The organism is Modestobacter sp. KNN46-3 (assembly GCF_011039295.1).
Window position 1 is genome coordinate 1 of record NZ_JAAKGN010000144.1, and the last position, 12,626, is coordinate 12,626.

Sequence of the window (12,626 nt, forward strand, 5' to 3'; positions counted from 1 at the left end):
ACCGTCACCGACACCGACGGCACCACTCAGGAGGTGACCACGCAGCCGACTATCCCGGCGCTCAGCGCCTGACCCGACATGAAGATCACGCGGTAGTCGTCACACACCACGCCGGCGGACTTGACCCAGACCCGTGTTGAGTTAGTGCAGAACAAGTGTCAAGAGGCGACCCCTGCGGGGTCGCCCCAACGACGGCCGCAGGACGGGGGGTCGGTCACAGGCCGCGACTCGGGTGCTCCGCACCCTCCAGCCGCGCCCTGCGGTCGCCCCCCCGTCCGTCGAGGGCGCCACAGGTGCCGACGCGGCGCACGGGCGCCCTCCGGGCGTCCCGTCGGGCAGACCCGTGCACCACGACGACCCCCGCGGCAAATGCACTCACTACCGGGGGTCCAGGGAAGAACGGGAGTCCAAGGACAGGCCCGAGTTACGTTGCTACCTCAAGTCAAGCGGGGCGCTGCGCGCCCCACTCAGCTTGGTTCAGGGTTCAAGAGGCGTTCGCGCACCGCCGCAAGTTCGTCGGGTCGCTCAAGGTTGGGGTAAGAACGAATGACGACAGCGCCGCCAGCGTTGACTATCCAGCGTTCCTCGTTCCGCATCGCTACGCCGTCATTGTTCTTCAACGGACTCACCCATCCGGTCCACTGGACATGATCGAACACTTCGCCGTGGATCATTCCTTCGTATGTGACAGTCACTTTTACGAGTTTGCCCGCAACGGCGTCGCTGCCCGATAGCCAGACCGACAGAGAGTCCTCGAATAGCTGCCCCGGCCTGAGTGTGATAGGGGGGTGAGCGTTAGACCTCCACGGCTGGAGGTTCTGAGTCGTGTAGTCGAACGCGACCCGAGCGGGTGACTGTCCGACGTTGCGCAGTGAAATCGTCAGCGAGACCAAGAAAGACAAGTTTCGGAGTTGAGGTTCGTACCACTGGTCCGCGTCGATCAATACGCGCGAGTTCGCTCCCTGCTCGCGAACCTCCGTATCTAGCAGCGCGATCTCCATGAGGACTAAGGGGGATATCGCGTCGATTCTCGACTTTGCAGCCTCCTGCACAGAAGTTTCAGATGCATCCGCTAACCGCCGCGTCGCCTCCGCCTGATTGGCTGCCACGCGCGCCTGTTCCGCCAGAAGTTCTCGTTGAGCCCTAATTTCATCGAGCTGCGACAAGCTCAGCGCGGTCAACTGGCTCGACTCCTTCACTGACTCCTTGGTCGATTGAGCCAACCGGTAGGTGTAGAGAGCCAACCCCAACGTGCCTAATGCCGTGCCCACAGTGGCGAAGGCCGTGAAGGCCGCAAGGAAGTCGAGGGTATACGCGATCCAGGTTGCGAGGACGAGCGCAAGGACAACGGCAGAAGCGATGACCGTCATTCGTCTCTGAACTCCCACGCGCTCATCCCCCGTTGTCTCAGTCCGCGATTCTCCCAGCAGGACCGGGGGAAGGACATCCCCGGCCCCCCACCGCCAAGCGGTCGGCCCCTCCGCCTGGCTGGACACAGGCGCGGGTAAGTCCCCCGTCACAGCCGAGCCAGGCGCCTCAAGATTCGCCGGTACTGAAGGATGAACTCGCCAACCGGCCTAGGGTCTCCGTCGTAAAATGCACTGGAGTCGACCCCGTGGTCTTCGTCTAGCTCTAGCTCCGACCGCAGGTGGCGCAGAGAGTTCCTGTCAACTTCGCGTCCGTCATCGCCGTACCCAACCTGTACGCGCAGTGTGCGCCTACGTGTTCCAAAACCGAACCGACCAGGAGCTTCGAGCACCCGCGTGATGTTCATACGATTGCCGACGTTTTTGGCCTGTTCACATACGCAACCGTAATCCGAGAGAACTCGCCGCAGGCGGTGCCACTTAATTATCCGCTCGCCGCGGGCAATGGCGCGAGTATTGCTGCGGGTCCACTCCGCCATCGCCAGGACCTCGCGGTCTGCACGATCTGGCCACTCGCGAGGAATGAGGCGGTGCTGCGCTACTCGAAGGATGAATCTGAACAGTTCTTCGTCATCACACGTCGGCGCGAAACCATGCTCGTCTAAAAAGACCAGGTAAGCGACGAGAGCGGTTCGCTTGTTGCCGTTCCAGAATGCATGGTTGTTAGCCAGCGAGTGCGCGAGTGCGGAAGCGGCCATCTCCACCGTCGGATACTTGAACTGGTCGCCGGAACTGGTCTGGGGACGAGCGCAGGCCGACGACAGCAGATCATCCGATCTCGTCCCGGGCGTGTCGATCGGGTTGTCGCTAATTTCGAAATCGTCGAAGAGCTGTTGATGTATGGCGCGGACCTCATCCTCGGAAAGGAAGCGCAAGTCACGTGGCCTGCCGACCGTTCTCCAAACGAGCGGCGGTGCGACTTGCGGTACGTGGTCAGGTCTTCCTGCCTTCGGAACGGTGACCGTCCGAAGGTCCACGACTCTTTCGCCTTGCCGCTCGTAGCGTCGCACGATTGCGACACCACCCTTGGGCAGAGTCCTGGCACCGGACCCAAGACGGAGACCGTCACGCTCCAGCAAGTCTCGCAACTCCTGGTCCGCCAAGTCCAACCGATTCTTCCAGTAGTCAACGGAGTTCAACTGCGATTTTGAGGCCAGCCCAAGCGCTGTACGAGCTCGGCTTAAGTGACTCGCTGGCACGGGATCGGTCGGACGAAGCACGTTGTCTATACCCAGATCCCACAGCGTCACGAGCGCCTCGTCCAAGTCAAGCCCCGCTTCGGCCGCCAATTGAGCCACCGTGCTCTTTGCCGCCACGCCACCCCTCCGTAACCATCACCTCACGCAAAGGTACGTGAGGGGGTGGTCCTACGAGTTGGCGGAGTTCTGCAGCGAGGTCTCTCCGCCGTGGAGCCAGTGGATCAGGTGGTGGACGTCGCACCACCAACTCGGGGCCCCACAGCCGGCGAACACGCAGGCCTCGTCCCGCCGTTCGACGGCCTTGCGCAGCCCGGGGGTGACGACCCGGTGGTCCCGGCCCAGATCCAGCGGCACTCCGCCGGGGCCCATCACGATCCGGGAGATGCTGCCGTCACAGGCCAGGTACCGGGCCCGCGCCGCGGAGATCGTCGCCCCGAAGCCCATCTCCCCCGCACCGGCGCCGGTGGCCGGGTCGACCAGGTCGTCCAGGTCGATGCCGACGACCACGTGCGGCTTGACGGTCCGCAGGATCGGCAGCTGCCCGGAGGCCAGCTGGTTGTCACACAGCTGCACCAGCGCGTCGGCGTTCTGCTGGGTGCGGGTGCGGTCGTCCCCCTTGGGCCGGTCGGCCTGCACGATCGACTCGACCGCCGCCTGCACCTTCTCCCCACCGACGGCATCCAGGTCGAACCGGCCGGTGACACTCCCATCGGCGTGCTTGACCATCGTCAGCCGACGCCCCTCGGTCGGATCCGGCTCCGGGCCATCAGGGTCGAGGGCGTCGTCGAAGGCCTGCACCGCGGCGGCCAGCGACTCGTGCGGGGACTCTCTGCAGCTACCTGCGCCCACACCCGATCGAACGCGCCCAGGTCGATGCCCTGCTCCTCGGCCCGGGCCACCTCACCGGCCCCGATCTTCTCGGCGACCACGTTCACCTGCGCCGCGGTGATGTCACCGCTGACGAACCCGGCCGCCAGCACCGGGAAGCGCTCCAGCACCCGCCCCGACCGCACGATCCGCGACGCCTCCGCCTGCGACAGCCGCGCGTGCCCGATCAGCCACGACCGCATCGACTTCAACCCGTCGCGCTCCGCCGCCTGCATGACGTCCGCACGCCGAACCGTGCGGGTCAACTCCGCCGACGCACGGTTGACCAGCTGCACCAGGAACGCCGTCCGGTCCAGCACCTGCCCGTCCGTGAGCGAGTGCAGATCGTCCGACGCGAGGGCGTCCAGAGCTGAGTGCAACTCGCTCACGACACCTCCCGCATCATTCGAACGTGTGTACGAATGATATCGCCTCAGAGGCGCCTGCACCACACAAACACGCTGGTCAGAAGCTTGTCCACAGATGTGCGCAGCCCCTTGACGGACCAAGGGGGAACCCCGTCACCCGGCCGAGCCGGGTCCCGGCAGCAGGCCGCGTTCGACCGCGACCAGGACCGCCCGGGTGCGGTCGTCGACCCCGAGCTTGGCGAACACCCGCAGCAGGTGCGTCTTCACCGTCGCCTCACCGATGAACAGCTCCCGGCCGATGTCGGCGTTGGTCAGCCCGCGCGCCACCCCGGACAGCACCTGCAGCTCCCGGGCCGTTGGCGTCTCGACCGCCGGTGCCCGCATCCGCGAGACCAGCCGGGCCGCGACCGGCGGCGCCAGCACCGTCTCCCCACGGGCCGCCGCCCGCACCGCGTCGGCCAGCTGCGGCAGCGGGGTGTCCTTGAGCAGGTAGCCGGTCGCCCCGGCCTCGACCGCGCGCACGATGTCGGCGTCGGTGTCGTAGGTGGTCAGCACCAGCACCCGCACACCCGGGTGCGCGGCGGCGATCCGGCCGGTGGCCGTCACGCCGTCCATCCGGGGCATCCGCAGGTCCATCAGGACGACGTCCGGTGAGTGCTCGGCGACCGCCGCCAGCGCGGCCAGCCCGTCGCCGGCCTCCCCCACGACCTCCAGGTCCGGCTGGGCGGCCAGCCAGCCGACCAGCCCGCCGCGCACGACAGGGTGGTCGTCCACCACCAGGATCCTGATCACGCTCGCTCCGTCCCGGTCGCCGGCGCGCCCCCGGGTGCGCGCTCGACCCGCGCCTCCGCGGTGGTCATCGCGCCGGCACCTGCACCGTCACCCGGGTGCCCTCCCCCGGCGCCGAGACGACGTCGACCGCGCCGCCCACCTGCTCGGCCCGGTCCCGCAGCCCGGCCAACCCGACCCCGGCCGCAGCCTCCGGGTCGAAGCCCACCCCGTCGTCGGAGACGTGCACCGACACCTGCCCCGCCTCCCCCACCCCGATCCGCAGCACCACCGCGCTGGCCGCGGCGTGCCGCCGGACGTTGGCCAGCGCCTCCTGCGCTCCCCGCAGCAGCACGATCTCCTCCGCCCGGGTCAGGCCGACGTCGTCCGCCAGCGCAGCAGTGTCCAGCCGGGTGGGCAGGCCGGTCTCCCGGCCGAACCGCTCGGCGAGCCGTTCCAGCGCCTCCCGCAACGTCGAGGAGTCCAGCGCCACCGGCGCGAAGGCGGCGACCATCGCCCGGGCCTCGGCCAGGTTCTCCCGGGCGACCTCCTCGATCAGCGCCACCCGCTCCGCGGCCGCACCCGGGTCGCCGGGCAGCTGGGCCGCCGCGGTCTGGGCCAGGACGACGATGCTCGTGTAGCCCTGCGCGAGGGTGTCGTGCACCTCCCGGGCCCAGCGCTCCCGTTCCGCCGCGACGCCCTGCTCGCGGTGCGCGGCGGCCAGCTCGGCGCGGGTCGACTCCAGCTCCCGGATCAGCAGCGCCCGCTCGCGGCTCTGCTCCAGGACCCGGGTGACCCACAGACCCATCGCCACGCTGAACGCCGCGCCCACCAGGGTCTGCCCCGGCCCGGACATCGGCTCGGTGCCCTCCCGCCAGTGGACCAGCGGGCCCAGGGTGGCCGCGACCGTCAGCGCGCCGGTCCACAGCAGCCCCACCTGGACCGACTCGGCAAGGAACCACACCTGCGGGAACGCCAGGAACATCAGGAAGAGCAGCTCGGGGAACTCCCAGGCCAGCACCCCGACCGCCCCGACGAGCACCGCCAGGTAGGCCGTGGCCCGGCGCTGGTCCCGGCTGGTGACGGCGGGCGCACCGAGCGTCGCATAGGCCACGACCAGCACGCCGAGAGCGCTGAGCAGCACCGCCCGGGAGCCGACGTCGCTCAGCAGCGTGTCCAGGACCGCCAGTGAGACGAACAGCCCGAAGGCGACGTGCAGCACCAGCACGGTGACCCGCCACCCCCGCTCGGACAGCGGCGGTCCGCCGTCGTCCCCACCGGGCGGGGGGACGACGGCGGACCGGAGCCGGGAGCCGACGGTCATCCGTCGGCCCGGCGCCAGCGGAACGTGCGCACGCACACCATGACGCCGATGATCACCCATGCCACCAGCACCAGGGCGGTCATCCCGTGCTCCCATCCGCCGGCGACATCGAACGCGTCCGCCTGCTCGGGCAGGAACGCCGAGCGCATCCCCTGGGTCAGCCACTTCAGCGGGAACACCGCGGCGACCTGCTGCATCCAGCCCGGCAGCTCGGGGAAGGCGAAGAACACGCCGGAGAAGAACTGCAGCACGATCGCGAACGCCGAGATCGAGGTGGTCAGCGAACTCGCGCTGCCCGGCAGCGCCGAGACCGCGATGCCGAGCACCGTGCCGGCCAGCGCGCCGAGCGCGGCGACCCAGAGGAACGTCAGCCAGTGCCCCAGGTCGACCGGCAGCGGCACGTCGTAGCCGTAGCGGGCCACCGGCAGCAGCAGCGCCAGCTGCGCCGCGGTCGTCACCAGCACCTGCCCGGCCTTGCCGGCGAAGTAGGCCGCCGGCGGGGTGCCCAGGAGCTGCAGCCGCTCCAGCTGGCCGGCCTCGCGCTCGGCGGCGATCGCCGTCCCGACCGCCTGGAAGCTGGTCAGCATGATGCCGGTGGCCGCGATCCCGGCCAGGAAGTACTGCGGGAACGGCACCCCGCCGGGCAGCACGTCACCGCCGAGCACCGAGCCGAAGACGATCATCATCACGACCGGGTAGGCGAAGGAGAACACCACCTGCTGGCGCTCGCGGGCGAACAGCCGCAGCTCCACGCCGACCCGGGCCAGCGCGATGCGGGCGGTCGACGGCGGTGCCGGGCGAGCAGCGGTCAGGACGGTCATCGGGTCTCTCCTCCATGGGTGGCGACCAACTGGAGGTAGACGTCCTCCAGGTCGGGGCGGGTGACGGTGAGGCCGGGGACCTCGGCGTGCGGATGGGCGGCGAGCAGGTCGCGCAGGACGGCGGCCGGCGTCTCGGTGGGCACGGCGCGCCAGCCGCCGTCGTCCCGCCAGCGGACCGTGGCCTCCCGGCGCAGCGCGGCGCCGAGCTCGGCCGGCGGGGCGACCTCGACCAGCCGGCCACCGGCGATCACCCCGACCCGGTCGGCGAGCTCGGCGGCCTCGTCGAGGTAGTGGGTGGTCAGCAGGACCGTCGTCCCACCGGCCCGCAGGTCACGCACGAGCTGCCAGAACTGCCGGCGGGCCACCGGGTCCATCCCGGTCGTCGGTTCGTCGAGGAAGACCAGCTCGGGCCGGCCCTGCACCCCGAGGGCGACGGCGAGCCGGCGCCGCTGGCCGCCGGAGAGCCGACCCACCCGGGTGTCGGCCTGCTCCTCCAGTCCGACGGCCGCGAGCAGCTCGTCGGTGGGCTGCGGCGTCGAGGTGTACCGGGCGAAGTGGTCGAGCGTCTCCCGGACGCTCAGCGCCTGGCCGGCGCCCTCTCCCTGGCTCACCACCCCGATCCGGGCCCGCCAGGCGCGACCCGCGGTGGCCGGGTCCTCCCCCAGCACCGCGACCTCGCCGGCGTCGCGCCGCCGCACGCCCTCGAGCACCTCGATCGTCGTGGTCTTGCCCGCGCCGTTGGGCCCGAGCAGCGCGAAGCACTCCCCGCGCCGCACCTCGAGGTCCAGTCCGTCGAGGACGGCCTTCCCCCCGTAGCTCTTCCGCAGCCCGCGGACCTCGACGGCCGGGGCTAGCCCGCCGGTCGTGGTCGGCGGGGGCGCTGCCTCCGTCATCGTCATGCCCCGAGCCTGTCGCCGCGCCAGACCCGCCGGGACCACCGGAGCGTGGGTCGCCCGTCCACCGATCGGTGGACGGCGGAGGCCGCCACCGCCGTGTCCGAAAGCCGCCAGTCGACCGGGTGGGACGGTGCCATGCTCGTGTCATGACCGAGGTGCTGGAACGGGGACGGCTCGACGTGGAGCACTGCTACCGCGCCGTCACCAGCCGCGACCCCCGCTTCGACGGGTGGTTCGTCACCGCGGTGCACACGACCGGCATCTACTGCCGCCCCTCCTGCCCGGCGCGCACGCCGCTGGAGCACAACGTCTCCTTCCACACCACCGCCGCCTCGGCCCAGGCGGCCGGCTTCCGCGCCTGCCGCCGCTGCCGCCCGGACGCCGTCCCCGGGTCGCCGGAGTGGGACGTCCGCGCCGACGTCGTCGCCCGGGCGATGCGGCTGATCGCCGACGGCGAGGTCGAGCGCGGCGGTGTCGGCGGGCTGGCGGCGCGGCTGGGCTACTCCGAGCGCCAGCTGCACCGGCTGCTCACCACCGAGCTGGGGGTCGGCCCGCTGGCGCTGGCCCGCGCGCAGCGCGCCCAGACCGCCCGGCTGCTGATCGAGACCACCCTGCTGCCGATGGCCGACGTCGCGTTCGCGGCCGGCTTCGCCAGCATCCGGCAGTTCAACGACACGGTGCGGTCGGTCTTCGGGACGACGCCCTCCGCGCTCCGCCCGGCCACCCCGCGCAGCGACGGCGGCGCCCCCGGCTGGCTGACCCTGCGGCTGGCCGCCCGCGCGCCGTTCGCCGCCGACGAGGTGCTGCTCTTCCTCGGCGCGCACGCCACCCCGGGCCTGGAGGAGTGGGACGGGACGACGTTCTCCCGGGTCCTGGACCTCCCGCACGGCCCCGCCGTGGTCCGGCTCTCCCCCGCTCCGGACGGCGGGCCGGCGGTGCTGGCCCGGCTGCGGCTGACCGAGTTGCGGGACCTCGGTGTGGCCGTCTCCCGGTGCCGGCGCCTGCTGGACCTGGACGCCGACCCGGCCGCCGTCGACGCGCTGCTCGGCGCCGACCCGGCGCTCGCCCCGCTGGTGACCGGTGCCCCGGGACGGCGGGTCCCGGCCGCCCCCGACGCCGAGGAGCTGGCGGTCCGCGCGGTGCTCGGCCAGCAGGTCTCGGTGGCCGGCGCCCGGACGCTCACCGCCCGCGTGGTCACCGCGGCGGGCCGGCCGCTCGCCGAGCCGGTCGGCACCCTCACCCACGCCTTCCCCCGCGCCGACGCCCTGGTCGACGCCGATCTGTCCGAGGTCGGGCTGACCGGGGCCCGCCGCCGCACGGTGCACACCCTGGCCGCAGCGCTGGCCACCGGCAGCGTCCCCCTCGACCCCGGCGCCGACCGCGACGAGGCCCGCCGCCAGCTGCTGGCCCTGCCCGGCATCGGCCCGTGGACGGCGGCCCTCGTCGGACTGCGCGGGCTGGCCGACCCCGACGTCTGGCTCCCCGGCGACCTGGCGCTGCGGCGCAGTCTCGCCGCGCTCGGCAGCTCCGACGCCGACGCCGCGGCCCGCTGGCGACCGTGGCGTTCCTACGCCGTGATGCACCTGTGGGCGCTGGCCGTCCCGTCCCTGTTCACCCGCGGCACCACTCCCGATCGGAGCCCGTCATGACCACCGCCCCTGCCCGCTACGCCTGCGTGGCGACCCCGCCCGGACCGTTCACCGTGCTCGTCACCACCGACCCCGACGGCACGGACGTCGTGCTGGCCAGCGGCTGGACCGACGACGTCGGCGAGCTGCTGCCCGTCGTGCACCGCTCACTGCGGCCGACCTGGGTGGAGCACGCCGACGAGCTGCCGGTGCTCGACGTCGTCGCCGCCTTCACCGCCGGGGACGTGACCGCGATCGACGCCGTACCGGTGCGCCAGCGCTCGGGCCCCTTCCTCACCGACGCCTGGGAGGTGCTGCGCACCGTGCCCGCGGGCCAGCCGGACACCTACGCCTCCTTCGCCGAGCGCTGCGGGCGCCCGTCGGCCGTCCGGGCCGCGGCGGGGGCGTGCGCGCGCAACGCCGCGGCGCTGTTCGTCCCCTGCCACCGGGTGCTGTCCACCGGCGGCGGCCTGGGCGGCTTCCGCTGGGGCACGCCGGTGAAGCGCTGGCTGCTGGACCACGAGGCCGAGCACTCCCCCGTCGCCGCCTGACCGGCGCGCCCGGCCGGTTCACCGGAACTGTCGGACCCGTCCGGCAACCTGACCGGCATGGACGCCGCCTCCCTGCTCGTCGGGCTCCTCATCGGTGCGCTCCTGGCCGCCGCCGTCACGCTCGGCGTGGTCGCCGTCCGCGGGCGGGCCGGAGAGGCGCCGGGGGCCCTCGAACCGGTGCACGAGTCGCTGGACCACCTGCACCGGCTGCTGGCCGGCATCGAGCGCGACCGGGCCACCGCACACGGTGAGCTGCGCGAGCAGGTGGGCACCATCGGCCAGACCTCGGCCCTGCTGCGTCAGGAGACCGCCGCCCTGGTCACGGCGCTGCGCACCCCGCACGTCCGCGGGCGCTGGGGCGAGCTCCAGCTGCGCCGGGTCGTGGAGGTGGCCGGCCTGCTGGAGCACTGCGACTTCGTCGAACAGCCCTCCGGCACCACCGACCAGGGCGCCGGCGTGCGCCCCGACCTGATCGTCACCCTCGCCGACGGCCGGCAGGTGATCGTCGACGCCAAGGTGCCGTTCACCGGGTACATCGAGGCGGTCCAGGCCACCGATCCGGCGGTGCGCGCCCAGCGGGTCGCCGACCACGCCCGGCAGCTGCGCGCCCACATCGACGTCCTCGCCGCCCGCCGCTACCCGAGTGCGTTCGGCACCGCCGCACCCTTCACGGTGCTGTTCGTCCCCGCCGACGGCTTCCTCACCACGGCCCTGGAGGCGGAGCCGGCACTGCTCGAGCACGGCTTCGGCCGCGACGTCATCATCGCCACCCCGAGCACGCTGCTGGCCCTCCTCCGCACGGTCGCCTACTCCTGGCGACAGGAGCGGCTGGCCCACGACGCCGCCGCCGTGCTCGAGGCCGGGCGCACGGTCCACGCCCGGTTGAGCACCCTGTCCGGGCACCTGACCCGGCTCGGCTCGGCCCTGGGGTCGGCGCTGACCCGGTACAACGAGACGGTCGGCTCCTACGAGCGCTCGGTGCTGGTGGCCACCCGCCGGTTCGACGACCTCGGCGTCGCCGCCGCGCCGGTGCCGACCCCGGCACCGGTCGAGGGCACGGTCCGCGCACTGCGGCCGCCGTCTCCGGAGCTCCCCGGGTTCGAGGAGCGCGACGGCACCACGGGCTGACCCTGAGCCCGGGCTCTACCTGGATCGCTCAGGTGGCCGCGCCCGCGGTCGTCGATCCGCCCGGCAGCGGACGATCGGGGGCCGCGGCACCGGCCTGCGCGAGGCGGCCCTCCGCCACCCGGATGGCCGTCAGCTCCAGCTCGGCGGACACCGCGAAGGCCAGGAAGATCGCACCCGAGGTCAGCTGCGCCCAGAAGAGCAGGGCGATCACGCCGGTCAGTGGTCCGTAGGCCGAGCCCAGGTAGCTGATCAGGTTCAGTGCCCCCGCCAGCAGCAGGGTGAGCCCGGTCCACAGTGCCAGGGCCAGGGTGCTGCCCAGCACCAGCAACGACCAGCCGGGCTGGCGACGGTACGGAGCCCGGCGCAGCATCAGGGTGATCGCGGTGAGCAGCAGCCCGACGGCGACCGGGCCGACCACCAGCACGACGACCTCCTCCTCGATGCCGTACACGTCGTCCATCGCCTCGGCTGCGGGCACGAGCGTGGTCACCAGCACCGACCCCACCAGCAGCGGAACCCCCGCGATGCCGGCCAGCACCAGCGCGCGGCGGTACTTCTCGACGGTGGGCCGGTCCCGCTGGATGCCGTAGATGCGGTTGGCCCCGCGCTCGAGCTGGCCCATGGCGGTCGCCATCGCGAGCGTCGCCGCGGCGAGCCCCAGGGCCGTGGCGAGGGGGATCCCGTCCGGCTGGTCGCTCCACGGCGACAGCACCCGCCGGACCATCGCGTCGGAGGACCTGGGCGAGAGCTGCAGCACCGTCCGGTCGACCAGCAACCGCAGCGACGGCGTCTTGAGCAGGTTGCTCAGGCCGATCGCGGCGATCAGCAGCGGCACCGCGGCCAGTGACAACTGCAGCCCGAGCGCCCGGGCGTGGGAGAAGCCGTCGCCGTAGCGGAAGCGGGCCCACGATGCGCGCCACAGGTCGCTGACCCGGCAGCTGCGCAGGACCGCCCACGCGGCGCGGGCGGTCAGCCGCTCCTCGTCCCGCGCGGCGACCTCGGGGACCAAGCTCACCGAGCTCATGCGAGCAGGTCCTCCTGGTGGGGTCGTGGACGGACGCGATGCCCGCACCGCCGGCTCCACGCTGCGGGGCAGGCCAGCCCGTGGTCCTTCCCCCCGCCGTCCTCCGTCCATGCCCGCGTGTCGGGATCGTCACCGAACCGCCACGTCGGGATCAGCCGCCGGGTGGCCTCGGGGGCGCGTGGGGCGAGTGGGGTCCTCGTGCCCAGAATGCGCCACCTCGGTGGGACGACACCGGCGAGTTCTGGCCCGCCACTCCCGGCCGGGTCCAGCGTTCACTCAGGAAGGGCCGATACCGTGGCCCGACCAGTGGGACGGCCTCGGCCCTCCGCTGCCGACGAGGAGGTGCACCATCACTCCGGTCACTGTCGATGCCCGAGTTCGAGACAGGCGGGAGGACGCCGTGCGTGCAGAACGCAGCGACGCCGGCCGAGCCGCAGGCCGCGGCTACCCGTCGCCCCGGGCCGCCGGTGGCGCGCCCCCCGGCCGGGAGTGGCGGGCCAGAACTCGCCGGTGTCGTCCCACCGAGGTGGCGCATTCTGGGCACGAGGACCCCACTCGCCCCACGCGCCCCCGAGGCCACCCGGCGGCTGATCCCTGTCTCCTAATCCCAACTTACGCTGCCCAC

Annotated in this window: 12 protein-coding genes; 3 read left to right on the forward strand and 9 right to left on the reverse strand. The window is 72.3% G+C overall.

All coding sequences use genetic code 11. The annotated features are described in order from the left end of the window. Positions 1–467: 467 nt before the first annotated feature. From G5C62_RS21560 to G5C62_RS21590, 8 genes are all read right to left on the reverse strand, one after another. Complete coding sequence (locus G5C62_RS21560; protein WP_164702624.1) at positions 468–1,370, reverse strand: hypothetical protein; 903 nt, start codon at positions 1,368–1,370, stop codon at positions 468–470. 146 nt (positions 1,371–1,516) lie between these two features. Next, the gene (locus G5C62_RS21565) at positions 1,517–2,743 is read right to left on the reverse strand and encodes a type II toxin-antitoxin system death-on-curing family toxin (protein ID WP_164702625.1); all 1,227 of its coding nucleotides are present in this window, start codon (positions 2,741–2,743) and stop codon (positions 1,517–1,519) included. 51 nt (positions 2,744–2,794) lie between these two features. Further along, a complete protein-coding gene (locus tag G5C62_RS21570; RefSeq protein ID WP_277424814.1) occupies positions 2,795–3,424 on the reverse strand; it encodes an HNH endonuclease signature motif containing protein in 630 nt (209 codons plus the stop codon). Further along, a complete protein-coding gene (locus G5C62_RS28760; protein ID WP_277424813.1) occupies positions 3,355–3,882 on the reverse strand; it encodes a DUF222 domain-containing protein in 528 nt (175 codons plus the stop codon). Before G5C62_RS28760 ends, G5C62_RS21570 begins: the two co-directional genes overlap by 70 nt. A gap of 132 nt (positions 3,883–4,014) precedes the next feature. After that, on the reverse strand, positions 4,015–4,653 hold the full coding sequence (locus tag G5C62_RS21575; protein ID WP_036337380.1) for a response regulator transcription factor: 639 nt from the start codon (positions 4,651–4,653) through the stop codon (positions 4,015–4,017). A 64-nt stretch (positions 4,654–4,717) separates the two neighbouring features. Further along, a complete protein-coding gene (locus G5C62_RS21580) occupies positions 4,718–5,953 on the reverse strand; it encodes a sensor histidine kinase (protein ID WP_164702626.1) in 1,236 nt (411 codons plus the stop codon). Beyond that, a complete protein-coding gene (locus G5C62_RS21585) occupies positions 5,950–6,774 on the reverse strand; it encodes an ABC transporter permease (RefSeq protein ID WP_164702627.1) in 825 nt (274 codons plus the stop codon). The genes G5C62_RS21580 and G5C62_RS21585 overlap by 4 nt, the downstream gene beginning before the upstream one ends. Then, complete coding sequence (locus G5C62_RS21590) at positions 6,771–7,673, reverse strand: ABC transporter ATP-binding protein (protein WP_164702628.1); 903 nt, start codon at positions 7,671–7,673, stop codon at positions 6,771–6,773. The genes G5C62_RS21585 and G5C62_RS21590 overlap by 4 nt, the downstream gene beginning before the upstream one ends. Before the next feature lie 143 nt (positions 7,674–7,816). On the opposite strand from G5C62_RS21590, the gene G5C62_RS21595 reads away from it, so the two are divergent. The 3 genes from G5C62_RS21595 to G5C62_RS21605 are packed head-to-tail and all read left to right on the forward strand — an operon-like array spanning position 7,817 to position 10,977. After that, a complete protein-coding gene (locus G5C62_RS21595) occupies positions 7,817–9,319 on the forward strand; it encodes an Ada metal-binding domain-containing protein (RefSeq protein WP_164702629.1) in 1,503 nt (500 codons plus the stop codon). Continuing rightward, positions 9,316–9,849: a methylated-DNA--[protein]-cysteine S-methyltransferase gene (locus G5C62_RS21600; RefSeq protein ID WP_164702630.1), complete on the forward strand. Its 534-nt coding sequence runs from the start codon at positions 9,316–9,318 to the stop codon at positions 9,847–9,849. The genes G5C62_RS21595 and G5C62_RS21600 overlap by 4 nt, the downstream gene beginning before the upstream one ends. A gap of 57 nt (positions 9,850–9,906) precedes the next feature. Then, on the forward strand, positions 9,907–10,977 hold the full coding sequence (locus G5C62_RS21605; RefSeq protein ID WP_164702631.1) for a DNA recombination protein RmuC: 1,071 nt from the start codon (positions 9,907–9,909) through the stop codon (positions 10,975–10,977). A gap of 28 nt (positions 10,978–11,005) precedes the next feature. Here G5C62_RS21605 and G5C62_RS21610 read toward each other — a convergent pair whose 3' ends face one another. Beyond that, complete coding sequence (locus tag G5C62_RS21610) at positions 11,006–12,001, reverse strand: YihY/virulence factor BrkB family protein (RefSeq protein WP_164702632.1); 996 nt, start codon at positions 11,999–12,001, stop codon at positions 11,006–11,008. Positions 12,002–12,626: the final 625 nt, after the last annotated feature.

Coding starts and splice junctions, on each gene's coding strand:
- G5C62_RS21595 (WP_164702629.1), top strand. CDS start 7,817: ATGACCGAGGTGCTGGAACGGGGACGGCTCGACGTGGAGCACTGCTAC.
- G5C62_RS21580 (WP_164702626.1), bottom strand. CDS start 5,953: ATGACCGTCGGCTCCCGGCTCCGGTCCGCCGTCGTCCCCCCGCCCGGT.
- G5C62_RS21560 (WP_164702624.1), bottom strand. CDS start 1,370: ATGACGGTCATCGCTTCTGCCGTTGTCCTTGCGCTCGTCCTCGCAACC.
- G5C62_RS21585 (WP_164702627.1), bottom strand. CDS start 6,774: ATGACCGTCCTGACCGCTGCTCGCCCGGCACCGCCGTCGACCGCCCGC.
- G5C62_RS21590 (WP_164702628.1), bottom strand. CDS start 7,673: ATGACGATGACGGAGGCAGCGCCCCCGCCGACCACGACCGGCGGGCTA.
- G5C62_RS21605 (WP_164702631.1), top strand. CDS start 9,907: ATGGACGCCGCCTCCCTGCTCGTCGGGCTCCTCATCGGTGCGCTCCTG.
- G5C62_RS21610 (WP_164702632.1), bottom strand. CDS start 12,001: ATGAGCTCGGTGAGCTTGGTCCCCGAGGTCGCCGCGCGGGACGAGGAG.
- G5C62_RS21600 (WP_164702630.1), top strand. CDS start 9,316: ATGACCACCGCCCCTGCCCGCTACGCCTGCGTGGCGACCCCGCCCGGA.